Below are 25,015 nucleotides of genomic sequence, written 5' to 3'. Positions count from 1 at the left end.
CCGGGCGCCTTTTCTGGTTTTGGTGGCAGCTCTTCGATAAATGTTCCGTGAGAATCGAGAAATTTTCCGTGTTTTCAACCGGAACCAATCGGCCCACCACTCATTTTCCTTTCGAACCGGCGCGGCAATCAAACAGGCGTTGCCGGGTCAGCGATTACTCCAGGGAAATGAAAGTAGGTTCGAAATGACACGCAAACTCCTGACGACCGTTGCCGCTGGCGCACTGTTTGCCACGGCTTTCGCACCGGCGGCATTCTCGCAGACGGCGCCGCAGCCAGCGGATCCCGCCGCTCCGACCCAGACGGCTCCCGCCGATCCGGCAGCACCTAAGCCGATGACGCCCGATGTCACCAAGCCCGCAGGCGATGCCGCACAGGCTCCGGCCCCGGCACCGACGGCAGATACGGCTCAGGCCGGCTATCTGACGGAGCAGGCTCCGGACCAGATCAGTGCCAACACCTATATCGGCCAGTCGGTCTATAACGGCAACAATGAAAGCATCGGCAGCGTCAACGACCTGATCCTCAAGAAGGATGGCGGCATGGTTGCCGCAATCGTTGGCGTCGGTGGCTTCCTCGGGATCGGTGAAAAGAACGTCGCCGTGCCGATGGAAAAGATCACCGTCGCACAGAATACCCAGGACGGCAGCGTCAAGCTGACGACCAGCGAAACGGCTGAATCGCTGAAGGCCGCACCTGAGTTCAAGACGCTGGCAATGCTGGCGGCCGAAAAGGCTCCGGCTGCGACCGGTACCGACACCACGGCGACCGGCTCGACCACGCCTAAGTAATCCGTGCGCGGTAGTATAGCGTAGGCGATGGCGCTCCCAGGGGCGCCATCGTTTTATGCGCTGGCACGCTCCGCCATGGTTGGATCGTAATAGTTTTCGTGCAGGAAGCGCAGCGTGGCGATACTGTCGGCCGGACGGCCGAAGTGATAGCCCTGACCCATGCCGCAGCCGAGTGCGCGCAATTTCACCGCCTCGGCATAATCCTCGATGCCTTCCGCTACGACTTCCAGCTCCAAGCCCTCGCACATGGTGAGGATCGCCTTGATGATGTGTTCGGAGGCGCGATCGGAATTGATGCGCGAGACGAAGGCGCGGTCGATCTTGATCTTGTCGAAGATGAAGTCGCGCAGGCGCCCGAGGCTCGATTGGCCGGTGCCGAAATCGTCGAGCGAGATGCGTACACCGGCGGCGCGCAGATCGGCGATGATGCGGTGAGCGGTATCGGCCGAACTCATCACCGCCGTCTCGGTGATCTCCAGCTCCAGGCGATGCGGATCGAAGCCGACGCGGCCGAGGATCGACAGGACGCTGCTGCTCGTGCCCGGATCCATCAGCTGGGCCGAGGAAAGATTGAACGACAGGAAGAGTTCGCGCGGCCAAGAGAGCGCTGCCTCGGCGGCTTTGCGCAGCAGCGCCTCCGACAACGCGTCGATGAAGCCGCGCTCCTCGGCCAGCGGCACGAAGACGCCGGGCGAGACGAAGCCGAGATCCGGGTCGTTCCAGCGGGCGAGCGCCTCGAAGCCGACGACCTGATTATTGGACAGCGAGACGATCGGCTGGAAATGCACGTCGATCGCGTCGGAGATGATGGCGTTTCTGAGCGCCTGCTCCAGCTGTGTCGCGCGCTTCATTTCCTGGGCGATTTCGCGCGAATAGACGGTGATCTGGCCGCGGCCGCGGCGCTTGGAACGGTAGAGGGCGGTTTCGGCGCTCTTCAGCAGCTCCTCGCAATCCTCTCCGGCAAAGGGGTAGATGGAAAAGCCGAGGGAGGCGGAAAGACGGACGTTGCGGTCGCCGAGGTCATAAGGCGCCGACAGCACCTCGCGGATCATCTGGCCGAATTTCTCGGCACTCGCCCGCTCGAAGATCAAGGGCAGCACGAAGGCGAATTCGTCGCCATCGTGGCGGGTGACCAGTGCGCCGTCAGGAATGCAGGCCCTGAGACGATGGGCGACCTGGCAGAGGATTTCATCTCCGGCCGTCGAGCCGAACAGATCGTTGATCGGCTTGAAACTGTCGAGGTTGACGATGCCGATGGTGAAGGGGGCCGGATCGCTGGCGCGCTCAGCGGAGATCTGCAAGACCTTGTCCCGCATGCGATTGCGGTTGCCCAATCCGGTCAGCGGATCGGTATAGGCCATCGCCTGAAGCTCATTCTGACCGACGGTCAAGAAAGCTATGTCCGCCGATTTCATCATCCAAACCCGAGCTTTCCTCCGGAGCCATGCAGAAGAATGACCGGCAGATCTTAACAATTCGATAGTAAATCAGCGGCATAGCCGCCTGAACCTCCCTAAAATCTGGGGAGTTGACGGGTATTTTGGTGCCTGCACACTTTTGCGCGACATGCTTCAGTTTTGGGCCCGCATGGCTCATTCAGTAAGTATCCCCCGGCAAAGCCGGGGGCTTTAAAGATGTGAGCCGCTCAAAGCGGCTGGATGGGGACGCTGACGCGGCCCCGGTTTCAATGCGCCACCTGAAGGTGGCTGTTCAACGCCACAGGTTCAATTGCTCAAGCCTGTGGTCTTCCTTTTCTTGATTCCGGATGTATTCGCGGATCGTTTCTTCATCGCGACCAACCGTCGATACGAAGTACCCGCGCGCCCAAAAATGCTGCCCGGTAAAGCCCTTCTTCTTCTCGCCGTAAAGAACTTTCCGACGGTATTTCGGGATGAAAACGACGTGATATTTGCACTCCCATTTGCTGTGGCTTAAACTTTCAAACTCGTCCATCGTGACTTGACCCTTCGTGTGCTTGGCGGCTCACAAGGCAAAAGTCGCGGTGGGCTCCCGCAAATGTCAAACTGCTACTGCCACCCCGGCATAGCCGGGGGAACTCTCACGTTCGTTTAGATATTTCTGAAATACAGTTTCCAGCATGTCAGGGCTGACGGGTTTCATGATGACGTCGTCCATGCCTGATTTGACGCATTCGGCGCGGTCACGCTCGAAGGCCTGAGTGAGCACGCCGATGATCGGGGTGCGGGTGCCGCCGCCGGTTTCCTCCATCTGCCGGATGAGGCGGGCGGCCTCGAAGCCGTTGAAGCCAGGCAGGGAAATATCCATCAGCACGATCTGCGGCCGGTGCTCGGCCCAGAGGCGCACGGCCTCGTCGCCGGTCGCCGCAAGCATGTGGCGATAGCCGAGGCCTTCGAGGATCTGTGAAAAGACGATCTGATTGATATCATTGTCTTCGGCGACGAGAACCTGCAGGCCAACCGGATCGTCGGAAATGGTGATTTCCCAATCCGCATCCGAACCGGCGGCGCTGCGGCTGCTGCGATTGAAATGGCGGGCGATCTGGAAGGTGAGCTCGTTGGCGATCTGGAAACCGTCCATGACGAGCGCCGGGATGCCGTATTGCTCGGCAAGTTCGAGGCAGCGCATGCCCATCTGGTTGTCGATGATCAGGAGATCGAGCGAGATGCCGGAGGAGGTGGCGATTTCCAGGAACCGCTCCTCTTCGTCCTCGCCGCGGACCGAGCAGGATTCGAAGCCGTATTTCGTCAGCGTCCGCAGCGCGGCGGTCTCGGCGGCGAGGTCGGCCGTGACGACGAGGACCTTGCGGCCGGAGAAATTCTCCGGAACGATCGCTTCCATCGCCGCCGGTTCGCGCCGTGCGATGCCGGTTGGTATCGGCACATAGGCCCGTCGATAGCTTTGATTGCTGGAGGCGGTCATCGCGGACGCTTGGCCGAACTCGTCGAGATCGGCGCCGTCGCGCGGCAGGTCCTGCATGGTAGACACCAGGAAATAGCGGCCAGGCTTGCCGATGCGGTGCTTGCGGCTGACGATATCGCGCTCGATGCCGTCGCGGGAGATCTGCCGCTGGCGGGAGACGGACATCTCCCCGGTCTCCAGCACATGGCGGTCGCTTTCTTCGAAGCGCTTGGCGATCTCTTCTGAAAAAAGATCGCCGCTCTTGCGCCCAAGCACCTCGTCGGCGCTTGTCTGATATTTCTCGCAGAAGGCGAGGTTGACCGCGACATAGATGAGGTTGCGATCCTTGACGAAGAGCGGGAACGGCAGATTGTCGAGAATGTCCTCGGTGAGCTGCACCCGCTCCAGATCGGAGCGCCATTGCTCTTCGCGCTTCTTGTTCTCGGAAATGTCGGAGATGATGGTGACGCCGTAACCGCCGGGCAGCCTGCGCTTGACGAAGCGGACCCAGCTATCGGCACCGTGGCGCTCGACGGCGTCGAAGCGCTCGCGCCAATGCGAGGCGATTTTCTGCGACAGCCAGTCTTCGCGGCTGAGCGAACCACCCTGCCTGACATCATACTGCTGGCTAATGCCGGTGTCGTACATCGCGCCGAGGAAATCGCGAAGGCGCGTGCCCGGCTTCAGCATCTCGGCGGGCAGCGGAAAGAACTCGAGAGTCTGGCGGCTTGCAAAGATCAGATGATCGTTCTTGTCGTAGATAATGAAAGCCGCGGAAAGGCTGTCGCACACCACATCGAAAAGCGCCGTCTGCAGATCGGCCTCGGCGGGAGCCCCATCGATTTCTGATGATGTGTCCGCCTTTTCGAAGCCGGCACTCATTCTGTTGCGTCCCATATCTGTTCGATTTCGCAGCTTCCGGAGGTATGTGATTAGAAATGCCATTTTTATGTTAAAACCGGCTTAACATTACCTATCCCCCAATTTGGGGAGCCCCCGATCACACTTCGGCAAAACGCTTGGAAAGCCCTTCCCTCCAGCCTGCGAATCCCCGAAAATAGCTCATGGCCATCAGACAGCTTTCCGAAACGCTCATCAACCAGATCGCCGCCGGCGAAGTCATCGAACGGCCGGCGAGCGCTGCCAAGGAACTGATCGAAAACGCGCTCGACGCGGGCGCGACGCGCATTGAAATCGCCACATCAGGCGGCGGCAAGGCGCTGCTGCGCGTCAGTGACAACGGCTCGGGCATGGATGCGGCCGATCTGGAACTGGCGGTCAGGCGCCACTGCACCTCGAAGATCTCAGAGACGCTCGAGGATATCCGCACGCTCGGCTTCCGCGGCGAGGCGCTGCCCTCGATCGGCTCGGTCGCGAGGCTCAGCATCGCAAGCCGCAGACGCGACAGCGCCGGCGGCCACGAGATCGCCGTTGCCGGCGGCAAGATCGCGCATCTGCGCCCAGCCGCCGCCAATCCCGGGACGATCGTCGAGGTGCGCGACCTGTTCTTCGCCACACCCGCCCGGCTCAAATTCCTGAAGACGGAAAAAGCCGAGGCCGGCGCCATTACCGAGATCGTCAAGCGCATGGCGATCGCCTTTCCCGCCGTGCGCTTTGTGCTGTCGGGCTCGGACCGCACGACACTGGAATTCCCGGCGACCGGCGACGACCATCTTGCCCGCATGGCGCAGGTGCTCGGCAAGGAGTTCCGCGACAACGCCATTGCGCTCGACGCGGTGCGCGAAGAGATCGCGCTGACCGGCTTTTCCGGCGTGCCGACCTTCAATCGCGGCAACTCCGCCCATCAATACGCCTTCGTCAACGGCCGGCCGGTGCAGGACAAGCTGATCCTCTCGGCGATCCGCGGCGCCTATGCCGAGACGATCCCTTCCGGACGTCATCCGGTGGCGGTGCTATCGATCACACTCGATCCCGCTCTCGTCGACGTCAACGTGCATCCGGCAAAATCCGACGTGCGGTTCCGCGACCCGGGCCTAGTGCGCGGCCTGATCGTCGGCGCCATCCGCGAGGCCTTGGCGCGCGACGGCAGCCGGGCGGCGACGACCGGGGCGAGCGACATGCTGCGTTCCTTCCGCCCCGGCTTCCAGCCGAATAGCCAGCGACCGCAAACGGCATGGTCGGCCGAAACCTCGCCCTCCCGGCCCTATCAGCCGACAACGGGTTTCGGCGAGCGGCCCCAGGCATCCTTCGACGGACTTTCGATGCCGGCGGCGCGGGCCGAGCCGCAGTTTTCGCCGCAGCCGGCAGCGCCCGAACCAAACGCGCGGTATCCACTCGGCGCGGCACGGGCGCAGATCCACGCAAACTACATCGTCGCCCAGACCGAGGACGGGCTCGTCATCGTCGACCAGCATGCCGCACATGAGCGGCTGGTCTTCGAAGCGATGCGCAAGGCGCTGCATTCGAAGCGGCTGGCCTCGCAGGTGCTGCTCATCCCCGAGATCATCGATATTCCGGAAGAGGATTGCGACCGGTTGATGCAGCATGCCGCCGAGCTTTCCGAACTCGGCCTGGCGATCGAGCGTTTCGGCCCCGGCGCGATCGCCGTGCGCGAGACGCCGGCGATGCTCGGCGAGGTCGATGCGCATGGGCTGATCCGCCAGCTCGCCGACGAGATCGCCGAATGGGACACGGCGTCGGGCCTGTCGGCCAAGCTCGAATATGTGGCGGCGACCATGGCCTGCCATGGGTCGGTGCGCTCCGGACGGCGGCTGCGGCCGGAGGAAATGAACGCGCTGCTCCGGGAGATGGAAGTGACGCCCGGCTCCGGCCAATGCAACCACGGCCGGCCGACCTATATCGAATTGAAGCTCAGCGATATCGAACGGCTTTTCGGCAGAAGCTAAAAAAGCTGGAAAAGCAGCCCTTGCGGGAGTATGGCAGACTAAAGCGTGTCGCGATCTTTCAGATTCGCTTGTCACGCTTTAGGTCTTTGGTGTTCCGCATGTCGTGATCGCAAAACCGCGGCACAGTTTGCGCGACATGCTCTAATGACAGACGGCAGGGAACGGAGCGCATGAATTTGTTCGAAGGGCACGGAAACCGCGAGGCGAAGATCCGGTATCTCGATGGCGATTTCCAGATTCTCTCGCCCGGCTCCTATGTCGTCTGCGCGATGACGGGGAAACAGATCCCGCTCGACGAATTGCGCTATTGGAGCGTCGCCCGGCAGGAGCCCTATGCCGATGTGATCTCGGCCATCGATGCCGACAAACGCGCCGGCGTGCTGCCAAACCAGCGGCGCTAGAACTGGATGATTTTAGGCCGGGTCGGCCTAAAATCTGAATCCTGTTCTAAATTAAATAGTTAGAGCATGATGTCGTCCGAAAACCGCTCACACTTTTCGGCATCGTGCTTTAAAGCGCCGCGCGCCTCACCATCGATAACGATCAGCCAAGGCTTTGTTGAAGACGTGCCGGCCGTCCTGATAGAAGATTGAAATCTGGGCACAACGAGAGGTCACACGTCCGACCCGCCCACGAAGGACGGGCCGTTTGCGTGATCCGATCCCCACAGGGGCAACGGTTCACTTGAATTTCGCCATATTCTCTGGCGTCACGAGCGCAGCGCCGGAATCGATCAAAGACTCAACCTTCTCTCCGCGAATCGATTTTACCAGCGCATCCACACCGAGTTCGGCCATCTTGGTGGGGAACTGCGCCACCGACGCATCCTCGACCCCACTCTTCAGCGCCTCCTCTTCGCCGCAGCAGAAGTCGAAACCGACCAGCACAATCTTGTCATTGGCAATGCCAGCGTTCTTGATTGCGCGCGCCGCGCCAGCAGCGGGCGGGCCGCAAGCGGCATAAATGGCCTTGAGGTCTGGGTTCTTCGTCAGCAGATCCTCGGCGACACTGATCCCGAGCTCCTCGGTGCAGTTTGTCGCGCCTTTCCCGACGATCTTGACGTCAAGTCCCTTCAGCCCTTCAAGCATTCCCGTCACACGGTCATCAAGCGCTGGCACCCCGGGCACGCCCTCAAGAATTCCGAGCGTATCGCCGGCTTTAAGAACAGTTTTGAGATATTCGCCCGCGATTTTGCCGGCGGCGAAGTTATCAGTTGTGGCAAGCGCCGTCCTGCCTTTCCAATCCGGAATATTGTTATCCATCAGCACGACCTTGATACCGGCCGCCACCGCCTTGTCCAGGGCAGTGGAGACGGTGGGATCGACAGGCGTGAGGGCAATACCCTGCACGCCTCGTGTCACCATGGACTCGATCTGTGCAATCTGGCCCTCGATGTCGGTTGCGGACGTACCCTGCCCGTAGATGATCTCGACGCCGGGATTTCTCTTTGCATAATCTTTAGCGGCGTTCTCCATTGTTGCGAAGAACGGTACTGGGAATTTGGTTATAAAGCCGAGCTTGACCGGCTCCTGCGCCAAGGACGGGACTACAGCGACGGCCAGGAGCGCAAGGGCTCCCAGCAGGGATTGCAGTTTCATGATACACCTCCCATGTTTCGACCGCCCTCCTCTAGAGCGATCTCGTTGTCCGCTGCCCCAAAGAAGCAGCGATCTCCCTTAAGCCTCGGCCCCGACAATCATCGCGACAAGGTCCTGCTTGTTCGCTTGCGTTGGCTTCAGTTCACCCACCTTGCGCCCCTGCCGCAGCACAACCGCCCGATCGGCGATTTCGACGACATGCTCCATATTGTGCGTGATGATGATCACGGCATTGCCGTCGGCTTTGAGCTGATGGATAAGGTCAAGAACCTGGCGAGACTCGCGAAGGCCGAGGGCGGCCGTTGGTTCGTCAAGGACCACCAGCTTGCGCGCAAAAACAATGGCGCGCGCGACCGCGATCGCCTGTCGCTGCCCCCCAGACATCAGCGCGACCGGCGCATCGAATCTCGGCAGCTTAACCTTCAGGCGATCGATGACACTCGCCGCTTCCCGCTTCATCGCACCCGTGTCGAGGAAGCGGAGCGGACGCGGCAGCCAAGAGGGGAAAGAGATTTCTCGTCCGCAATAGAAATTCTGTACGGGGGTCAGGTTGTCGAAAAGCGCCAGATCCTGATAGACGGTTTCAATACCGGCGCGGCGGGCGGCCGCCGTTGAATGGAGCCATACAGGCGTCCCATCCACGAGGATCTCTCCTTCGTCGAGGCTATGAAGCCCGCTGATGCATTTGACGAGCGTCGACTTGCCGGCGCCGTTGTCACCCAAGAGAGCGGTTACCTCACCTCCGTAGGCATCAAAGCTTACATTTTTCAGGGCATGGATGGCGCCAAAGCGCTTCTGGGCGTTTCGAACCGAAAGTGCCGGTGTGGTAGATGCTGGGTTCATTGCACTCTCGCCGATTGAAGCACGCGTGCGCGCGCCTCGAGATGGTTACGAAGCACGTCGGCCTCTACGGCGATGACGATGACCAGCCCAATCGCGATCATTTGAAAGAACACGTCGACCCCGAGAAGGTTAAGGGCGTTGCGGATGACGCCGATCAGCACGGCGCCGATCAGGGCGTGGCCGAGATGGCCTCGTCCGCCAAGGAAGCTGGCGCCACCGATAATCACCGCAGCAATCGTGTCGAGCTCCAAAAGATTGCCGTAGATTGGCGAGGCGGCGGCGGTCCGTCCTGCGAGCAGCACCGCGCCGACACCTGCACAAAAGCCGCAAATAATGTAGGTTGCGAGCAGAACGCCCTTTACCGATATACCCATGCTTTTGGCGGCATTCGGGGCGCCGCCGACGGCATAGATCCATCGGCCAAAGACCATCGACTTCGTCAGGATCAGAAAAAGAAGCCCGAACATCGCAACGGCAAAGAAGGAATTGGGCACACCAAGCGTCGTACCGCCGCCGATCGCGGTCACTGCGTCGGGCATCCCGCGCATGGTGGTGTGGCCGGGCGCCAATGCAAGTGCCAGGCCACGGCAGATACTCAAGGTCGCAAGTGTAATGATAAAGGGGTGTGGCAGCCGGCCATAGACAAAGACCAAGCCGTTGACCGCACCGATAGCAGCGCCGGCAAGCAGCATGGCCATAATGACGACGATCGAGGAATCAATCTGCTGGTAGACAAGTCCGCCGATGACTGTTGCCAGCGCAAGATTCGAGCCGACAGACAGGTCGATGCCGCGTGTCAGGATAACGAGTTGCTGCCCCATTGCCACAACAGCAATCACTGCTGTCTGCGCCAGGATGTTCCCCAGGTTAACCGGCTTTAGAAAAGCCGGCGTGATCAAACTGACGACGGCGATGAGCATAATCAGGATCAATAGAGGGCCAAGGCTCAATAGCTTCAGCCCGAATGTGATGCCAGATTGTCTCGGCTGGAAGGTTGCATCTTGCGAACCACCAGGCCGGGACGAATTCTGAGGCAGAATCCCGGAGTCTTCCAAATTCCCCTAGCCTCCCCCGTTTTTTATACATAAGAAACATATGATACACGTGCGTCAAATTGTTTTTTATGGATATCTAATCATACCGGGAGTTGCGCCATGAGAACGGATACGACTTTCAAGCGGGCATTCAATGATATGATCGATATCATTCGGACGCTCGATCTTGGGGCGGAATTGCCGTCCGAAAATGCACTGCGCACCCAGCTTGGCGTGAGCAGAACAACGGTGCGGAAGGTGCTGGCGGGGATGTCCGCACGTGGGATCATCATATCTGAAGCGCACAGGCGGATCATAGGTGCGCAGCCGCGGCAGAAAGAGCGCTATCCGAAGGAAGAGACCTTGGCAATTTCGGAACAGGTCGAGACGAGCTTCATGGAATGGATGCTGCGCGGTGATGCCTGTCCGGGCACAGAAATCAATGAGACGGAATTAGCTCGGAAATTCGGCGTCGCGACAACGATTGTCCGTGAGTTTCTCAATCGATTTCAGAAATATGGGCTGATCGAGAAGCGTCAGAATGCAGGCTGGGTTTTTAAAGGGTTCACAGCCAGTTTCGCGCTCGAACTGTTTGAGATCAGAGAGATGTTCGAAATGCGCTCCGCACGGCTTTTCGCTGCCCTGCCCGACGGGTCGCCCGTCTGGAAACAGATCCAATCCATGCGGACGGCACATTTGGAACTGCTCGCGGATATCGACGCTCGGTTTCAGGATTTCTCGGAGCTGGACAGCCGTTTCCACCGGCTGATTACCGCAGTCGCGCCAAACCGCTTTATCGAAAGCTTCCAAGACGTGATAACCATGGTTTTCCACTATCACTATCAGTGGAACAAGCGTGATGAACGCGCGCGGAATGAGGTCGCCATCAGGGAACATCTCGCCCTGATCGAAGCCCTCGAAAGCCGCAATATCGCCTTGATCGATCGCGCATGCCGCTTGCATCTGACTTCCGCCCGCGAAACTTTGCTTCACTCGATCGCGTGATAGCGTTGCATGTACAGATGTGCGCAGAACGAGGCGTTTTGCAGCAGCCTTTAGAGCGGTTCAGCCTTTGCTGGAATCGCTTTAACCCCGGCCTTCATCTCCCGCAGCCGCCGCTCGCGGCAGGCGACGATCGCCCGGTCGATGATGAGGCTGGGGGCGAGGTGATCCTCGAAGACCATGTCGACCTCGATCACCCGGCTCTTTTCGGCGAGCCGCGCGGCCTTGCCGTGATGGCCGGAAAGGCGGACGAAATCCTTGGAGGTGGTGACGATCAGGAGACCTTGACGCTCGGCGGTCGTCAGGATGTCGTCGATCTCCTCCTCCGTCAGGTGCTCGTGATCGCCGAAAGATTTGGCGACAACGATCTCGGCGCCGCGGGATTCAACCGTGCGGAAGAATTTGGCGGGATCGGCAATGCCGGCAAAGGCGAGCACCTTGGTGCCGGCCAGCGTGTTGTCGCCGCGGACTTTCAGCGATGCGGTGAAATAGGGCTTTGCCGCGCGCGCCGCCATGCGGACGATCCTGTCGGCGGCATTGCCGCCACCGACCTTCAGCAGGGCAGTCGCAGAACGCAGCTGCTGGCGGATCGGCGCGCGGACCGGGCCACCCGGCACGATATGGCCGTTGCCGAGGCCGCGCGTCGCGTCGATGACCAGCAATGCATAGTCGATCGCCAGCCGGGCACTCTGGAACCCGTCATCCATGATGATGAGATCGGCGCCCTCCGCCACCAGGCGCTGAGCACCTTCGACGCGCCGGCGCGAAATCACCGTCAGCGCTTCCTGGGCAAGCAGCAAGGGCTCGTCACCGACGGCAATCGCCCGGTGATGATCGGGGTCGACGACGGTGGTCACATCGAGCGAGCCGCCGTAACCCCTGCTGAGAAAGCCGGGCTTCAGCCCCTTCGCCTTGGCGGCGCGGGCAATCGTCAGCGCCGTCGGCGTCTTGCCGGCGCCGCCGACGGTGAAATTGCCGACGCAGATAACCGGAACCGGAACCGAGGCGCGGCGCGCATGGGCCATGCGGTGGCCAGCGATACGGCCATAGAGAAAAGAAAGCGGCAGCAGCAGCCAGGCCCGCCAATCGGCTTTCCTCCACCAGAACGGTGGCGCTTCAGATATCATCTTGCCGTCCCGCTCCCCTGTCCGGCCTGTTCTCACGCAATCCCTTGGGAAAGTCGCTACGCGCTTTTCCCGGCAAAACCGCTGTGCACTTTTGCTGGAATTGCTTTAGCCACAGCCAGTCCCCTGCTTTTCGACCGGCCCGGATTGAGAAGCCAAAACCTGAAAAAATGCAAGCCCTTACCCGTCAGGCCGGCTGCAGGTCCGGCAGCAGGGTCTCGATGGCGGTGATATCGTCGAGCACGTGATCGGCCGCGGCGGCAAGCGTCTCCCGCGAACCGGTGCCGGTCAGCACCGCGATCCTCAGGCCGGTGCCGGCATTCAGACCCATGTGCAGATCGTGATTGTTGTCGCCGACCATGGCGACCTCGGCCGGCGAAAGACCGGTCGCAGCGCAGAAGCCGAGCACCATGCCCGGCTCCGGCTTGACGCCGAAACCGCTGTCATAGCCGGCGATGTAATCGATATAGCGGGCGAAACCGAAACGTTCCGCCGTCTGGCGGATCGACCGCTCATTGTCGCTGGAGGCGACACCGAGCTTGAAGCCGCGCCGATGCAGCCGGGCGAAGAAGCCGGCGAGGTCGGTCACCGGCACGGAAAATTCGGCGGCGTTGGAAAAAAGGTCGTCGAGGCGGATCGTCAGTTCGCCGACATCGACCATCGAGCCCGCCGCAACGAGACCCTCGGCGATCTGACGGGTATTGCCGGCGGCAAGCAGGCTGTCGGGAACGATGTGGCCGGTCAGCGGATCCATGCCGCAGGCCGAAAGCAGCCGGTTGGCGAGAAGCTCATCCCCTTTGGCGGCGATGCGGGCAAGCTCGCGGTTTACCGGCAGCCAGCTCTCGTCATAATCGAGCAGCGTGCCGTCCTTGTCGAAGAGGATGCCTTTGATAGGGGACGCTGCCGACATCTTCGCTCCTCAGACCTGGGCCACGGCCTTGGGCAGCAGCCGCGCCTTCACCGTCAGCGGATTGATATAGGGTTCCAGCCCCTTTACCGTCGCCGTCAGCGCGCCGCGCATCTCGTGCACGGCGGTGATGCCGGCCTCGATCATGTTGCGGCGGGCGTCGTCGTTGATCAGCAGATAATGCACGCCCTTGGCCAGCATTTCAGTATCGCGCACCATGCGGGCGCTGCCGCTGCGGGCAAGCTTCTGATAGGCATCGCGGAAATTCTGCACATGGCCGCCGGAGAGAATGGCGCAGCCGAGCATGGCGGGCTCCAGCGGGTTCTGGCCGCCTTCGGCAAAGAGCGAACGGCCGACGAAGGCGATTTCCGTCAGGCGGAGATAGAGGCCCATTTCGCCGATCGTATCACCGAGGAAGATATCGACATCGGCGGACAGGACATCGTCGCGGGTGCGGCGGGCGACCTTCAGCCCCTGCTTGACGAGCGCTGCCTCGATCTCGTCGCTGCGCTCGGGATGGCGCGGCACGATAATGGTCAATTGATGGTCGCGCTCCCTGAGCGCCCGGTGAACGATGGCGGCGGCATTCTCCTCGCCGTCGAAGGTCGAAATCGCCGCCCAGGTCTTGCGCTCGCCGATCTGCTTCTTGTAGCGGGCGAAGACAGCGCTGTCATAAGGCGGCGCGTCAGTATCGACCTTCAGATTGCCCGAAGTGATGACGGGGACGGCGCCGAGATCGCGGAATCGTTCGGCATCGACATCCGACTGGGCGATGACGAGGGCAAGATTCTCGAACAAGGCTTCGGCGATCGCCGGGCGGCGGCGCCAGCGGGCAAAGGAGCGGTCCGACATGCGGGCATTGATCAGGATCTGCGGAATGCGGCGGCGGCCGAGCTCCAGTACCGTTGCCGGCCAGATCTCGGATTCGGCGATGATGGCGCAATCGGGCTGCCAATAATCGAGGAAGCGGCTGACGGAGGGCTTCAGGTCGAGCGGCACATATTGATGGATCGCTTCCTGGCCGAGGCGCTCGGCGGCGAGCTTGGCCGAGGTGATGGTGCCGGTCGTCAGGATGACATGGATGTCACGGCGGCGGATTTCACGGATCAGCGGGATGACGGCGTTGGTTTCACCGACGCTTGCGGCGTGAAACCAGATGAGCGGGCCCTGCGGCCGGTTGGCGCTCGGATAGCCGAAGCGCTCCAGGCGGCGGGCCCGATCTTCCTTGCCCTTGGCCGTGCGGTAGGTAATATAGAGGCCGACGACAGGAGAGGCCACGGTTCCCGCCAGACGGTATGCGCTCAGACCGAACCGCGCCATCCGGGAACTCATCGCGCCAGCCTCCGATCAAAACCGATCGACATCAAACCCATTCCCTAATTATCGTTGCGGCCGCAATGGCCGATTAATTTGTTCAGAATGCGTCAAACAATCCGGATCGACGGGCGCGCCCGATGCAGCAAAGCCCGCTCGACGAGCGGCCGGCCGGCGGCACATGCTAGGGATCAGTTGCCCCTGGCCTTTTCCTGCGGATCGAGCAAACGATGCATGTGGACGATGAAGTAGCGCATATGCGCATTGTCGACCGTCTGCTGCGCCTTAGACTTCCAGGCCGTCAGCGCCGTGGCATAATCCGGGAAAATGCCGACGATATCGAGACCCTGCAGGTCACGGAACTGGACGTCATCGAGGCTTTCCAGTTCGCCGCCAAAAACGAGATGCAGAAGCTGCTTCTTGTCACCGGAGTCAGTCATTTTTTTCTTCTCTTTCTGCCTATTCTCCTCCGCCACCCATCTGCGGGATTTTGACGGAAACGTCAACTGTCTCGTCGTCCCGCAAAGGCGGTGAGGAATTCCTCGAGGCGGGGCGTTGGCGCCGCGCAGAGGACCTTGTGGGTGACCTCAGTGCGATTGTAGACGATCGGCCGGCCTTCGATGTCGACGAGCCCGCCACCGGCACAGACAAGGATCAGATCGGCAGCGGCAAGGTCCCAATCATGTGAATTGCCCTTGACGAAGGTGCCTTCGAGACGACCGTCCGCCACCATGGCGATGCGATAGGCGAGCGAGGGAATGTATTTCTCGCGCGTCACCCGGTCGCGGAATTCCGGTGGAAAGGTCTTCAGCAGGTCGTCACCGATCGCAAGGCGGCTCATCTCTTCCGGTCCGGCCGCCGAGACGGTGAAGGGGACGCCGTTCTTCAGCGCCACGCCGCCCTCGACCGCCTCATAGAGCTCTTCGAGCGCCGGGGCATAGAGCACGCCGGCGACCGGCCGGCCGCGATGAACCACCGCGACGCTGACGCACCAGACCTTCTGCCCGCCGAGGAAGGCGCGCGTGCCGTCGATCGGATCGATGATGAACAGCGTCTCGCGTGAGAGACGGTCGGCATCGTCGTCGGTCTCTTCCGACAGCCAGCCATAATCCGGCCGGGCCTTGCGCAGAATGGTCTCGAGCGTCTTGTTGGCGGCGAAATCGGCGGCGCTGACGGGAGACCGGTCCTCGTTCTTCCACCAGACCTCGGGAGACTGGTTGAAGAAGCCGAAAGCGACGGCGCCCGCCTCTCTCGCAGCCTCGGCGATCAGCGCGAGATCGCTCTGCCAGCGGGCCTTTTCCTTATCGCTCATCCCCGTCAATCCGTTTCTCAATTCAACAGTGGGAGCATGATGTCGTCCGAAAACCGCTCACACTTTTCGGCATCATGCTCAGCGCCCCGCGAGCGTCATGCCTTCGATGGCGAAGGTCGGAGCTGCAACGCCGAATTTGCGATCGATGTCGTTTGCCGGCGTCAGGCGCATGAACATCTCCTTCAGGTTCGAGGCGATCGTCACCTCGGAGACCGGGAAGGTGAGTTCACCATTCTCGATCCAGAAGCCGGTGGCGCCGCGGCTGTATTCGCCGGTGATCATGTTGACGCCGTGGCCGATCAATTCGGTGACATAAAAACCGTTGCCGACGCTGCGGATCAAATCCTCCGGCGAGATATCGCCGGGTTCCAGGGCAAGGTTGGTGGAGGAAGGCGAGACGGCGGTGCCGCCGCGCACGCCGCGGCCGTTGGTTTCGAGGCCGAGCTCGCGCGCCGTCGAGGTCGAGAGGAACCAGTGCTTCAAAACACCATCCTCGATCATCACCAGCCGCTCGCCGGAGACGCCTTCGCCATCGAAGGGCCGCGAGGAAGGGCCGCGTACGATCAGCGGATCATCGGTGATCGACAGGCCTGACTTCAGGATCTGCTGGCCCATCTTGTCGCGCAGGAAGCTGGACTTGCGAGCGACGGCAGCACCATTGATCGCACCGGCGATATGGCCGACGAAGCCACGGGCGACACGCGGGTCGAAAATGACCGTGACGTCCTTGTCGGTCGGTACCTGGCGCGGATTGACGCGCTTGATCACCCGTTCGCCGGCGCGGCGGCCGATTTCATCGGGATCGTCGAGTTCGGCATAATAGAGGCGGCTGTCGAAATCATAGTCGCGCTCCATGCCGGTGCCTTCGCCCGCGATGACGCTGACGGAATGGCCGAAACGCGAGGCCATGTAGCTGCCCTCGAAACCGTGCGAAGTGACAAGGACGAGGCCGCCCATGCCGGCGGAGGCGCCGGCGCCGGAGGAATTGGTGACACCCTTGACCGCAAGGGCTGCTGCTTCAGCGGCAAGAGCCGCCTCGCGCAGCATCTCGGAGGAGACCTCGGTGGTATCGAGCAATTGCAGGTCCGGATAGGATTTCGCAAGGCTCGCCTCATCCGCCAGGCAGGCGAAGGGGTCTTCCGGGGAAACCTTGGCCATGGCGACGGCGCGTTCGGCCAGCGCCTGAAGATCGAAGCCCGGATTGGCCGAAACGCTGGCGACCCGCTGGCCGATGAAGACGCGCAGGGAAAAATCGTCATTTTCGGAGGATTCCGTTCCCTCGACCTTGCCGAGGCGGACGCTGACCGATTGCGAGCGCGACCGGACGACGACGGCATCGGCGGCATCGGCCCCTGCCTTCCTTGCCAGATCGATCAATTGACTTGCGCGGGAAAGAAGTGTCGAGGAATCAATTTCAGAGGACATGATTTGGCCTTTCCTTCGGCTTCCATTTATTGTGCACTCTCCCAAGCATCAAGGCCGCCGCCTCCGATTCTTTACCGGGGCTGCCTGCGTGCTCCCCGCCGTTGAAAGAAATTGTCAGCATGTCAGCGCCCAATGCCCTTTTTTCCGAAACGATCCTGCTGCTTGGCGGGGCGGTGGTCGCCGCTCCGATCTTCAAGAAACTCGGGCTCGGCACGGTGCTCGGCTATCTCGCCGCCGGCATCGTCATCGGCCCAGTCTTCCACGGCATCACCGATGGCGAACAGATCCTCGCCGTCGCCGAACTCGGCGTCGTCTTTCTGCTCTTCATCATCGGACTGGAGCTGAAACCCACCCGCCTCTGGCAGATGCGGCGCGACATCTTTGGCCTCGGCACGGCGCAGGTGGTGCTGACGGGGCTGGCGCTGACCGCGCTTGCCTGGTTTTCCCAGGTGCTCGATTGGCGCGGCAGCATCGTTGCCGGATTTGGCCTGGCGCTATCTTCGACCGCCTTCGCCATGCAGATCCTCGAGGGCGACGGAGACGTCAATACGCGATACGGGCAGCGCTCCTTTTCGATGCTGCTGTTCCAGGACCTGGCGATCGTGCCGCTGCTGGCGCTGATCACCATCCTCGACGGCGGCGACAAGGGCAGCAACGCGCCGCTGTTGGATTTCGCCATCGCCGTCGGCGCGGTTGCGGCGATGATCGTCATGGGACGCTACCTGCTGACGCCACTCTTCCAGATTATCGCCCGGACCGGCGCGCGCGAAGCAATGATCGCGGCTGCCCTCTTCGTCGTCATGGGGTCGGCGAGCCTGATGCAGTTGGCCGGGCTTTCGATGGCGATGGGCGCCTTCCTATCCGGCGTGATGCTTGCCGAATCCTCCTACCGGCACGAGCTGGAGGCTGATATCGAGCCCTTCCGCGGCGTGCTGCTCGCTATCTTCTTCATCGCCGTCGGCCTGTCGCTGGAGCTCGACGTTCTTGCCGACAATGCGCTCTTCGTCATCGTCGCCGTGCCGATCGTCATGGCCGTCAAGGCGATCGTCATCTATGGGCTCTGCCGGATCTCCGGCTCTCCGCACAACGATGCGATCCGCATCGCCTTCCTGCTGCCGCAGGGCGGTGAATTCGGCTTCGTGCTGTTCACCACCGCCGGGGCGGCCGGGCTGATGTCGACGAGCACGGCCTCGCTGCTGGTCGCGATCGTCACGCTATCCATGGCGCTGACGCCGATCGGTTCGGCCCTTTCGAAGCGGCTGCTGAACGGCGATGAGCAGGAGGAGCTGGACGAGGATTTCGAGGGAGCCGGCGCCGACGTGCTGATGGTCGGCTTTTCGCGTTTCGGCCAGATCGCCGCCCAGATCCTGCTTGCCGGCGGGCGCAGCGTCACCGTCATCGATTTTTCGGCCGACCGCATCCGCCAGGCTTCCTCCTTCGGCTTCCGTATCTATTTCGGCGACGGCGCCCGCAAGGATGTGCTGCGCTCGGCCGGCATCGACAGGGCGAAGATCGTGCTCGTCTGCACGCAGAAGAAGGAAATCACTGACAAGGTGGTGGAACTGGTGCAGGCGGACTATCCGCGCACCCGGCTCTACGTGCGTTCCTACGACCGCATCCATTCGATCGAGCTGCGCAACAAGGGCGTCGACTACGAGTTGCGCGAAACGCTGGAATCGGGCCTGCTCTTCGGACGGCGAACGCTGGAGGCGCTCGGCGTTTCCGAGGTCGACGCCTATGAAATCGGCGAGGATATCCGCAAGCGCGACGAGGCACGCCTGGTGCTGCAGGTGTCCGAAGGGCTGCAGGCTGGGCGCGACATGCTGTTTTCCCACCCCGTCCGCCCCGAACCGCTGGTCAAGCCGAAACGCGCCGCCGATCCCTTCGAGGACGATCCGCTGGCCGGAACCGCGGATGCGACGGCGGATGCCTGATCGGCCCTGACCGGCTTGCGAAATTGACGCATTGAATATCAAGGGGACGGCGTTTATCAAACGCGCGATCGGAGCGATCCAAGAGGGAAACTTGGTTAGACGGACGACACAGATCGAACAATGGCGCTCCGCATCCTGTGTGCGGTCGCACTGGTGTTCGTCGGCTTCGCCCACCAGGTGCCTGCCGCATCTGCCGGCGAATTCGATCCGGCTGAACTCGCTCAATATGTGCTTCCGGACGGGACGCTGCCGACGCTTTGCGTCACCACAACGGACAAATCCGGTCAGGACCAACACGACAAGGCGCATTCGCATGGTTGCGAAGCCTGCCGGATCAGCACTTCCATCCTCCTGCCGGCACCGACGGACATCGCCGGTGCTGCCATACCCTTTTCGGCCGCGGTTGAACTGCCGATCCGGACCGAGGCCTACCATCGCCAGCTTTTCCCGCCCAATACCGGTCCCCGAGCTCCTCCTTCCGATCCGATCCCTGCCTGAACTTCGCGTTGCGGCAGGCGCCGTGACGCGCCTTTCAACGCCGACCTGCATGCGTGCTGTCGGTCGCGGATACGGATCCATTCTCATGTCGACTATTACTGCTGCCGAACCGGCAGAGGACGCCGCAAACGGCGTTTCGCTCTACCGTGCCATCTGGCGCTGGCATTCCTTTGCCGGGCTTCTCGTCATACCCTTCCTGCTGAATCTGGCCGTTACCGGATCGCTCTATCTCTTCAAGGACGAGATCAACAGCACCTTCTTCGGCTACCGCTACAGTGTCCAGCCGGCTGGCGAAGCGCTGTCGGCGGAGCGGATCGCAGAGATCGCCGCCTCCGCCGTGCCGGGCTCAACCGCAACATCCTACAAAGACCCGGTCCTGCCCGAGCGATCGGCCATCGTCACCCTCTCCAGCGATGCCGGCTCGATGCTGGTCTTCGTCAACCCCTATGACGGCAAGGTGCTCGATGTGGTCGGATCGACCGACGAGTTCAATTATGTCGTCAAGCGCATCCACAGCCTCGCCTATTTCGGCACCATGACGAACCGGCTGATCGAAATTACCGGCGGCTTTGCCATGGTGCTCGTCGTCACCGGCATCTATCTCTGGTGGCCGCGACGCCAGACGGGCGGCGTTGTCAGCGTGCGGGGAACGCCTGGCCGCCGCGTTTTCTGGCGCGACCTGCATGCCGTGACCGGTGCCCTCGCCGGTGTCCTGATCTTCTTCCTTGCGATGTCAGGCATGCCATGGTCGGCCTATTGGGGTGTGAACGCCAATGCCTGGCTGACCGAACATGGCCTCGGCTATCCGGTCCAGCTCTGGGACGATGTGCCGAAGTCGCGAAAAGTCACCGAGGATATCCTTCCGAACAGCGGCTGGATCGTCGAGAAGGCGCCCGTTCCGCTTTCCGATATCGCCGCCGCGCAATCAGCCAGGCCAATCGGCCTCGACAAAGCCGTCGAGATCGCCAAACGGCTGGGCATGGCGCCGGGCTTCGACGTGGCGATCCCCTCCAACGAGACGGGCGTCTATACCGCTTCGCTCTTTCCCGACGATCTTACCGACGAACGCACGCTCCATATCGACCAATACTCCGGCAAACCACTGATCGATATCGGCTTCGATCAATATCCGTTCCTCGGCAAAGCGATCGAATGGGGTATCAATGTCCACCAGGGACAAGAATGGGGGCGTTTCAACCAGCTGCTGATGCTCGCAACATGCCTTGCAATTGTGCTGAGCTGCGTGACCGCTATCGTCATGTGGTGGAAACGTCGCCCGATCGGCCGCCTCGGCGTGCCACCCATGCCGCCGAAGCCTTCGATCTATTACGGCCTGTGGGTGATTGTCGGGATCTTCGCGGTCACCTTCCCGATGAGCGGGCTCGCGATTGTCGCCATGATCGCCTTCGACCAGATCGTCGTGCGGTTCGTACCGCTGCTGAAACGCGTTCTCGCCTGAGGGAGGCAATCAGATGAAGAAGATCATCGCTATCGTTGCCGGCGTGCTGCTTGCATCCATAGCATCTGCGACCGACGACCCGCAACAGGCGATCCCGGCGAGGCTGAAGGTGATGTTCGAAAGGCCAGACAAGCCGCTCGATATCGCGCCGGTCGTCGTTCAGGCCGATTGGGCGATCGTCGGTTGGCGGCAGGACGGACGCGGCGGACGGGCCCTGATGAAGAAGACGCATCACGGCTGGAGCATCTATCTCTGCAGCGGCGACAGCCTGAAGGATGCCGGGACACTGGAGACAATCGGGCTCTCCGCAGATGACGCCGCCGGGCTGGCTGCGAAACTGAAGGATGCCGAGACCGGCCTCGATTCTTCCGCGCTTGCGCTCTTCTCGACCTTCGAGGGCACGGTGATGATGAATGAGGCTTCAAACGGCGCGGGTCATGGTGGCCATGAAGGCCATGCCCAATGAAGCAGCTAGCGCTTCAGCCGAGCCTCAATTTCCCGGTCAAGGGCGAATTTCAGGTCGTCCTTGACGCCGACGGACATGGCAAGGACTTCGCGGGCCTTGAGGAAATCCATGACGCCGGTGCGGCCGACGGTCGGACGCAGGAAGATATGCGGCGGGCGAAGCTTCAGCTTCAGTGAGATCGCCGTCTGCATCATCAGTTGACCGGAACCGAAGATGCTCTCCATGCGGTTCGGAATATGCGTTCCGTCACCTTCCGGCGCGCCGACGACATCGATGCCGACGACGATGTCGGCAAGATCCATCAGGCATTCATAGGGTACCGGATTGCTGATGCCGCCGTCGATCATCACGCGGTCGCGCAGACGCACCGGCATGAAGACGGCGGGAATGGCGGAAGAGGCGGCGAGCGCCGGGAACAGTTCGCCGTGTTCGATGATGACTTCGCACTGCCCGTAATAATCCGTGGTGATCACCTTCATCGGGACCAGCAGATCCTCGAAGCGGGCCGGCAGCTCGGACGGCAGGAAGGCCTTGAGAATCCGCTCCAGATTGAACTGGCCGATGCGGATACCCTTGGCCACCGCATCGCGCACCGTCGCCGGCCTCAGGCCCCAGATGCGGGCAACGACCGCCGTCTTGTTGCCGACGGTCGTCAGCGCATGTTCGCGGATTTCGGCGCCGGACATGCCAGCCGCCATGCCGGCCGCCATGATCGCGCCGATCGACGAGCCTGATACCGCCACCGGGCGGATGCCGAGTTCATCGAGCGTCTCGATGACATGGATATGGGCAAGTCCGCGCGCGCCGCCGCCGCCGAAAGCGACGGCGACCGTCGGCACATCGCTGATCGCAGGCAATTTCGGGCTGATGATCTCTGCCTGCTGCACGCCTGCCCCCGCTTATTGCGGCTGATATCGGAAGAAATGCACCCTCGTATCGCCAAAGATGCGGCTTTCGAGGAAAACATAGGAAGGATGCACGGAAACGACAATATCGGCGCGTTCTTCGAGCACTGCGATTGCGCCAGGCCGCAGCCAGCCGCCCTCAGCCGCCGCCGCCATCGCCTTTTCGCCGAGACCCTTGCCATAGGGCGGGTCGGCAAAGAGCACGTCGAAGGGTTCGAGATTGCCGACGCTGCCGAGATCGGTCGCATCCCGGCGCAGGATGCGCGTGCGGCCATGCAGGCCAAGCGCATCGATGTTCTCCCAAAGCAGCGCCCTGCCCTCGACGCTGTTTTCGACGAAGAGCGCATGGCGACAGCCGCGTGAAACCGCTTCGAGGCCGACGGCGCCGGTGCCGGCAAAGAGGTCGAGAATCCGGGTGCCATCGACGCATTCCGGATAGGCATGGCTCAATATATTGAACAGGCTCTCGCGCGTCCGGTCGGCAGTCGGCCGGATCTCGTTGGATTTTGGCACGGCGAGAGGCCGTCCGCGAAACTCACCGCCGACGATCCGCACCGCGCGTCATTCCTTTTCCTTTAGCACCACCTCTGGACGGCCCGCCCGCAGGCCTATCGCCGCCCGGCCTGTCACCGCCTGGCTTGGCGCCTTTCGGCTTGCCGGAGAAATTCTTAGGCCCGCCGGGCTTGCCCGCGAAGCTCTTGCCGCGGGGCTTGTCACCCGCAGGCTTGTCGCCGAACGATCTTTCGCCGCGCGGACGCTCGGAGCGGCCCTCACTGGCAAAACTTCTGGCTGCTCGCGGACGTTCGTCACCGTCCTCGCGCGGCCTGCGATCACCACGCGGCTTGTCGCCGAAGGGCCGGTCTCCACGCGACGGACGATCGCCGAACGGCCGGTCACCGCGCGGACGCTCCGAACGGCCCTCACCGGCGGAGCTTCTCGCGGCCCGAGGACGCTCGTCACCTTCCGCACGTGGCTTACGGTCACCGCGCGGCTTGTCGCCAAAGGGGCGATCTCCACGTGACGGACGATCGCCGAACGGCCGGTCGCCGCGCGGACGCTCCGAACGGGCCTCACCGGCGGAGCTTCTGGCGGCACGAGGCCGCTCGTCGCCATCCGCACGCGGCTTGCGATCACCGCGCGGCTTGTCGCCGAAGGGCCGATCCCCACGCGAGGGACGATCACCGAACGGCCGTTCGCCGCGCGCCGGGCGGTCGCCAGAACCGCGGTCTTCGCGGGCGGGGCGATCACCAAAGCCGCGCTTGCGGCCGAAGCCCTCGCCCTCATCCTTGCGGCGGGGCTCTTCGCTCGAGCGGATCCACTCGCCATCCTCTTCGCGCACGCGGTTCACCTGGGTGCGCGGGCGATCTTCGATGCGATCGAAACCAGGGCCTTTTGCCGGCGACTGCTCGCCGCGCTTGCGTGCGGTCTGCGCATTCTTGGCAGCTTTCGCCGCGGCCTTTTCGCCGAGCGGCCGGGCGCCCGGCGCCATCCAGACATTGGCGCTGCGGCGCTGGCCGAGCGGCTGGGGACGCTTCGGCTTCTCGTCGTCCCTGCGGCCGCCGTCGCGGCGATCATCATCTCTGCGCGCCCCACCGTGGCGGTCGTCGCGCTTGGTGTCGAGGCGGCTCAGCGCCCGTTCGCGCTTGTCCTCGTCACGGCGCGGACGCTCGCGCTTTTCAGGTGCTGCGGGCTCTGCCTCTTCCTCGGCAGCGACCGCCGCCGCATTGTAGATCGGCGCGTCGAAATTCGCCTTGGCTTCCTCGATGAGGCGCGGGCCGAGCTGGTCGCGCAGCGTGCGACCGCGCACTTCGACGACATGGCCTTCCGGCAGGTCGCCGAGCTGGAACGGGCCATAGGAAATGCGGATCAGGCGATTGACGTCGAGGCCGAGCGCGCCGAGCACGTTCTTGATTTCGCGGTTCTTGCCTTCGCGAAGACCCATGGTGATCCAGACGTTCGAGCCTTGCGTGCGGTCGAGCGTCGCCTCGATCGAGCCGTAGAGCACGCCGTCGACGGCGATGCCGTCCTTCAGCTTGTCGAGCGCGTCCTGATCGATCTCGCCATGGGCGCGGACGCGGTAGCGCCGCAGCCAGCCGGTCGCCGGCAGCTCGAGCGCGCGGGCGAGACCGCCGTCATTGGTCAAGAGCAGCAGGCCTTCGGTATTGATGTCGAGGCGGCCGATCGACATGACGCGCGGCAGTTCTTCCGGCAGGTTGTCGAAGACAGTCGGCCGGCCTTCCGGATCGGCATTGGTGGTCACCAGCCCGGTCGGCTTATGATAAAGCCACAGCCTGGTGCGTTCGATGCCGCGGATCGGCACGCCGTCGACTTCGATGCGGTCGGCGAGCGTGACGTTGACGACGGGGGTTTCGAGAACCCTGCCGTTCAGCGTCACACGGCCTTCCATGATCATGCGTTCGATGTCGCGGCGGGAGGCGACGCCGGCGCGCGCCATCACCTTGGAAATGCGTTCGGCCTTGGCCTCACCGTCAGTTTCGGCGGCGATCGGACGCGCGGCTGCAGCCTTTGCCGGCTTCGCATCGCCCGGCTTCGGCCCGGTGCCCCGTGAAAAGGGCTTTGCGCCCGGGCGTTTTGGCTTGTCTTTGGGTGTCATTTGTTGTTTGCCTGCCTTTTCGGCCTGTCTATCAGGTCACGCA

General features: G+C 62.2%; 23 protein-coding genes and 1 pseudogene. 8 read left to right on the top strand and 16 right to left on the bottom strand.

The window, feature by feature from the left end:
* Positions 1-184: 184 nt before the first annotated feature.
* The gene (locus GFM02_RS30500; RefSeq protein ID WP_168323723.1) at positions 185-790 is read left to right on the top strand and encodes a PRC-barrel domain-containing protein; all 606 of its coding nucleotides are present in this window, start codon (positions 185-187) and stop codon (positions 788-790) included.
* Between the two features lie 53 nt (positions 791-843).
* On the opposite strand, the gene GFM02_RS30495 is transcribed toward GFM02_RS30500, so the two are convergent.
* From GFM02_RS30495 to GFM02_RS30480, 4 genes are all read right to left on the bottom strand, one after another.
* Positions 844-2,208, bottom strand: coding sequence for a putative bifunctional diguanylate cyclase/phosphodiesterase (locus tag GFM02_RS30495; RefSeq protein WP_168323722.1), 1,365 nt, complete (start codon positions 2,206-2,208; stop codon positions 844-846).
* Positions 2,162-2,386 (bottom strand): hypothetical protein, encoded by a 225-nt coding sequence (locus GFM02_RS30490; protein ID WP_168323677.1) that lies wholly within the window; start codon positions 2,384-2,386, stop codon positions 2,162-2,164. Before GFM02_RS30490 ends, GFM02_RS30495 begins: the two co-directional genes overlap by 47 nt.
* 114 nt (positions 2,387-2,500) lie before the next feature.
* Positions 2,501-2,743, bottom strand: coding sequence for a transposase (locus GFM02_RS30485; protein WP_168323721.1), 243 nt, complete (start codon positions 2,741-2,743; stop codon positions 2,501-2,503).
* Between the two features lie 66 nt (positions 2,744-2,809).
* Positions 2,810-4,552, bottom strand: coding sequence for a response regulator (locus GFM02_RS30480; RefSeq protein WP_168323720.1), 1,743 nt, complete (start codon positions 4,550-4,552; stop codon positions 2,810-2,812).
* Positions 4,553-4,734: 182 nt separating this feature from the next.
* Here GFM02_RS30480 and mutL point away from each other — a divergent pair, with 182 nt between their 5' ends.
* A complete protein-coding gene (gene mutL / locus GFM02_RS30475; protein ID WP_168323719.1) occupies positions 4,735-6,537 on the top strand; it encodes a DNA mismatch repair endonuclease MutL in 1,803 nt (600 codons plus the stop codon).
* A gap of 170 nt (positions 6,538-6,707) precedes the next feature.
* Complete coding sequence (locus tag GFM02_RS30470) at positions 6,708-6,938, top strand: DUF2093 domain-containing protein (RefSeq protein ID WP_003545832.1); 231 nt, start codon at positions 6,708-6,710, stop codon at positions 6,936-6,938.
* A gap of 279 nt (positions 6,939-7,217) precedes the next feature.
* Here GFM02_RS30470 and GFM02_RS30465 read toward each other — a convergent pair whose 3' ends face one another.
* From GFM02_RS30465 to GFM02_RS30455, 3 genes are all read right to left on the bottom strand, one after another.
* Complete coding sequence (locus GFM02_RS30465; RefSeq protein ID WP_168306392.1) at positions 7,218-8,135, bottom strand: sugar ABC transporter substrate-binding protein; 918 nt, start codon at positions 8,133-8,135, stop codon at positions 7,218-7,220.
* A 78-nt stretch (positions 8,136-8,213) separates the two neighbouring features.
* Positions 8,214-8,978 (bottom strand): ATP-binding cassette domain-containing protein, encoded by a 765-nt coding sequence (locus GFM02_RS30460; RefSeq protein WP_168323718.1) that lies wholly within the window; start codon positions 8,976-8,978, stop codon positions 8,214-8,216.
* On the bottom strand, positions 8,975-10,033 hold the full coding sequence (locus tag GFM02_RS30455; protein ID WP_205930530.1) for an ABC transporter permease: 1,059 nt from the start codon (positions 10,031-10,033) through the stop codon (positions 8,975-8,977). The genes GFM02_RS30460 and GFM02_RS30455 overlap by 4 nt, the downstream gene beginning before the upstream one ends.
* A gap of 99 nt (positions 10,034-10,132) precedes the next feature.
* Between GFM02_RS30455 and GFM02_RS30450 the strand changes: the two genes are divergently transcribed.
* On the top strand, positions 10,133-11,017 hold the full coding sequence (locus GFM02_RS30450) for a GntR family transcriptional regulator (protein ID WP_168323717.1): 885 nt from the start codon (positions 10,133-10,135) through the stop codon (positions 11,015-11,017).
* Positions 11,018-11,067: 50 nt separating this feature from the next.
* Here GFM02_RS30450 and lpxK read toward each other — a convergent pair whose 3' ends face one another.
* The 6 genes from lpxK to GFM02_RS30420 form a co-directional block, all read right to left on the bottom strand.
* Positions 11,068-12,141 carry a tetraacyldisaccharide 4'-kinase gene (gene lpxK / locus GFM02_RS30445; protein WP_131624310.1) on the bottom strand — a complete coding sequence of 358 codons (1,074 nt, stop codon included), beginning with the start codon at positions 12,139-12,141 and terminating at the stop codon, positions 11,068-11,070.
* A 184-nt stretch (positions 12,142-12,325) separates the two neighbouring features.
* Positions 12,326-13,048, bottom strand: coding sequence for an HAD family hydrolase (locus GFM02_RS30440; RefSeq protein ID WP_168323716.1), 723 nt, complete (start codon positions 13,046-13,048; stop codon positions 12,326-12,328).
* Between the two features lie 9 nt (positions 13,049-13,057).
* Positions 13,058-14,377: a lipid IV(A) 3-deoxy-D-manno-octulosonic acid transferase gene (waaA, locus tag GFM02_RS30435; RefSeq protein WP_020048653.1), complete on the bottom strand. Its 1,320-nt coding sequence runs from the start codon at positions 14,375-14,377 to the stop codon at positions 13,058-13,060.
* Positions 14,378-14,550: 173 nt separating this feature from the next.
* Positions 14,551-14,799, bottom strand: coding sequence for a DUF4170 domain-containing protein (locus GFM02_RS30430; protein WP_020048652.1), 249 nt, complete (start codon positions 14,797-14,799; stop codon positions 14,551-14,553).
* Positions 14,800-14,861: 62 nt separating this feature from the next.
* Entirely contained in the window at positions 14,862-15,671 is an 810-nt protein-coding gene (locus GFM02_RS30425; protein WP_168256737.1) for a 3'(2'),5'-bisphosphate nucleotidase CysQ, read from the bottom strand.
* Positions 15,672-15,749: 78 nt separating this feature from the next.
* The gene (locus GFM02_RS30420; protein WP_168323715.1) at positions 15,750-17,096 is read right to left on the bottom strand and encodes a TldD/PmbA family protein; all 1,347 of its coding nucleotides are present in this window, start codon (positions 17,094-17,096) and stop codon (positions 15,750-15,752) included.
* 119 nt (positions 17,097-17,215) lie between these two features.
* Here GFM02_RS30420 and GFM02_RS30415 point away from each other — a divergent pair, with 119 nt between their 5' ends.
* From GFM02_RS30415 to GFM02_RS30400, 4 genes and pseudogenes are all read left to right on the top strand, one after another.
* A complete protein-coding gene (locus tag GFM02_RS30415) occupies positions 17,216-19,030 on the top strand; it encodes a monovalent cation:proton antiporter-2 (CPA2) family protein (RefSeq protein WP_168323714.1) in 1,815 nt (604 codons plus the stop codon).
* A gap of 91 nt (positions 19,031-19,121) precedes the next feature.
* A pseudogene (locus tag GFM02_RS30410) lies at positions 19,122-19,528 on the top strand (DUF2946 family protein).
* Between the two features lie 85 nt (positions 19,529-19,613).
* On the top strand, positions 19,614-20,987 hold the full coding sequence (locus GFM02_RS30405) for a PepSY-associated TM helix domain-containing protein (RefSeq protein ID WP_168323713.1): 1,374 nt from the start codon (positions 19,614-19,616) through the stop codon (positions 20,985-20,987).
* Positions 20,988-21,000: 13 nt separating this feature from the next.
* Positions 21,001-21,453, top strand: a complete 453-nt coding sequence (locus GFM02_RS30400; protein WP_168323712.1) for a copper uptake system-associated protein — start codon at positions 21,001-21,003, stop codon at positions 21,451-21,453.
* 5 nt (positions 21,454-21,458) lie between these two features.
* Here GFM02_RS30400 and GFM02_RS30395 read toward each other — a convergent pair whose 3' ends face one another.
* The 3 genes from GFM02_RS30395 to GFM02_RS30385 are packed head-to-tail and all read right to left on the bottom strand — an operon-like array spanning position 21,459 to position 24,972.
* Positions 21,459-22,340 carry a patatin-like phospholipase family protein gene (locus GFM02_RS30395; protein ID WP_094086644.1) on the bottom strand — a complete coding sequence of 294 codons (882 nt, stop codon included), beginning with the start codon at positions 22,338-22,340 and terminating at the stop codon, positions 21,459-21,461.
* Positions 22,341-22,352: 12 nt separating this feature from the next.
* Positions 22,353-22,913 (bottom strand): 16S rRNA (guanine(966)-N(2))-methyltransferase RsmD, encoded by a 561-nt coding sequence (gene rsmD, locus GFM02_RS30390; protein WP_017959156.1) that lies wholly within the window; start codon positions 22,911-22,913, stop codon positions 22,353-22,355.
* On the bottom strand, positions 22,894-24,972 hold the full coding sequence (locus GFM02_RS30385; RefSeq protein WP_168323711.1) for a pseudouridine synthase: 2,079 nt from the start codon (positions 24,970-24,972) through the stop codon (positions 22,894-22,896). Before GFM02_RS30385 ends, rsmD begins: the two co-directional genes overlap by 20 nt.
* Between the last annotated feature and the right edge of the window lie 43 nt (positions 24,973-25,015).

It is taken from the genome of Rhizobium leguminosarum bv. viciae (genome assembly GCF_012276115.1).
In the GTDB taxonomy this organism is placed as follows: Bacteria; Pseudomonadota; Alphaproteobacteria; order Rhizobiales; family Rhizobiaceae; genus Rhizobium; species Rhizobium leguminosarum_T.
This window is presented reverse-complemented; position numbering and strand designations above follow the sequence as displayed.

Bases quoted from the DNA above. Each gene is read 5' to 3' on its own strand.
- GFM02_RS30500 (WP_168323723.1), top strand. From the start codon at position 185: ATGACACGCAAACTCCTGACGACCGTTGCCGCTGGCGCACTGTTTGCC.
- GFM02_RS30495 (WP_168323722.1), bottom strand. From the start codon at position 2,208: ATGATGAAATCGGCGGACATAGCTTTCTTGACCGTCGGTCAGAATGAG.
- GFM02_RS30490 (WP_168323677.1), bottom strand. From the start codon at position 2,386: ATGAGCCATGCGGGCCCAAAACTGAAGCATGTCGCGCAAAAGTGTGCA.
- GFM02_RS30485 (WP_168323721.1), bottom strand. From the start codon at position 2,743: ATGGACGAGTTTGAAAGTTTAAGCCACAGCAAATGGGAGTGCAAATAT.
- GFM02_RS30480 (WP_168323720.1), bottom strand. From the start codon at position 4,552: ATGAGTGCCGGCTTCGAAAAGGCGGACACATCATCAGAAATCGATGGG.
- mutL (WP_168323719.1), top strand. From the start codon at position 4,735: ATGGCCATCAGACAGCTTTCCGAAACGCTCATCAACCAGATCGCCGCC.
- GFM02_RS30470 (WP_003545832.1), top strand. From the start codon at position 6,708: ATGAATTTGTTCGAAGGGCACGGAAACCGCGAGGCGAAGATCCGGTAT.
- GFM02_RS30465 (WP_168306392.1), bottom strand. From the start codon at position 8,135: ATGAAACTGCAATCCCTGCTGGGAGCCCTTGCGCTCCTGGCCGTCGCT.
- GFM02_RS30460 (WP_168323718.1), bottom strand. From the start codon at position 8,978: ATGAACCCAGCATCTACCACACCGGCACTTTCGGTTCGAAACGCCCAG.
- GFM02_RS30450 (WP_168323717.1), top strand. From the start codon at position 10,133: ATGAGAACGGATACGACTTTCAAGCGGGCATTCAATGATATGATCGAT.
- lpxK (WP_131624310.1), bottom strand. From the start codon at position 12,141: ATGATATCTGAAGCGCCACCGTTCTGGTGGAGGAAAGCCGATTGGCGG.
- GFM02_RS30440 (WP_168323716.1), bottom strand. From the start codon at position 13,048: ATGTCGGCAGCGTCCCCTATCAAAGGCATCCTCTTCGACAAGGACGGC.
- waaA (WP_020048653.1), bottom strand. From the start codon at position 14,377: ATGAGTTCCCGGATGGCGCGGTTCGGTCTGAGCGCATACCGTCTGGCG.
- GFM02_RS30430 (WP_020048652.1), bottom strand. From the start codon at position 14,799: ATGACTGACTCCGGTGACAAGAAGCAGCTTCTGCATCTCGTTTTTGGC.
- GFM02_RS30425 (WP_168256737.1), bottom strand. From the start codon at position 15,671: ATGAGCGATAAGGAAAAGGCCCGCTGGCAGAGCGATCTCGCGCTGATC.
- GFM02_RS30420 (WP_168323715.1), bottom strand. From the start codon at position 17,096: ATGTCCTCTGAAATTGATTCCTCGACACTTCTTTCCCGCGCAAGTCAA.
- GFM02_RS30415 (WP_168323714.1), top strand. From the start codon at position 17,216: ATGTCAGCGCCCAATGCCCTTTTTTCCGAAACGATCCTGCTGCTTGGC.
- GFM02_RS30405 (WP_168323713.1), top strand. From the start codon at position 19,614: ATGTCGACTATTACTGCTGCCGAACCGGCAGAGGACGCCGCAAACGGC.
- GFM02_RS30400 (WP_168323712.1), top strand. From the start codon at position 21,001: ATGAAGAAGATCATCGCTATCGTTGCCGGCGTGCTGCTTGCATCCATA.
- GFM02_RS30385 (WP_168323711.1), bottom strand. From the start codon at position 24,972: ATGACACCCAAAGACAAGCCAAAACGCCCGGGCGCAAAGCCCTTTTCA.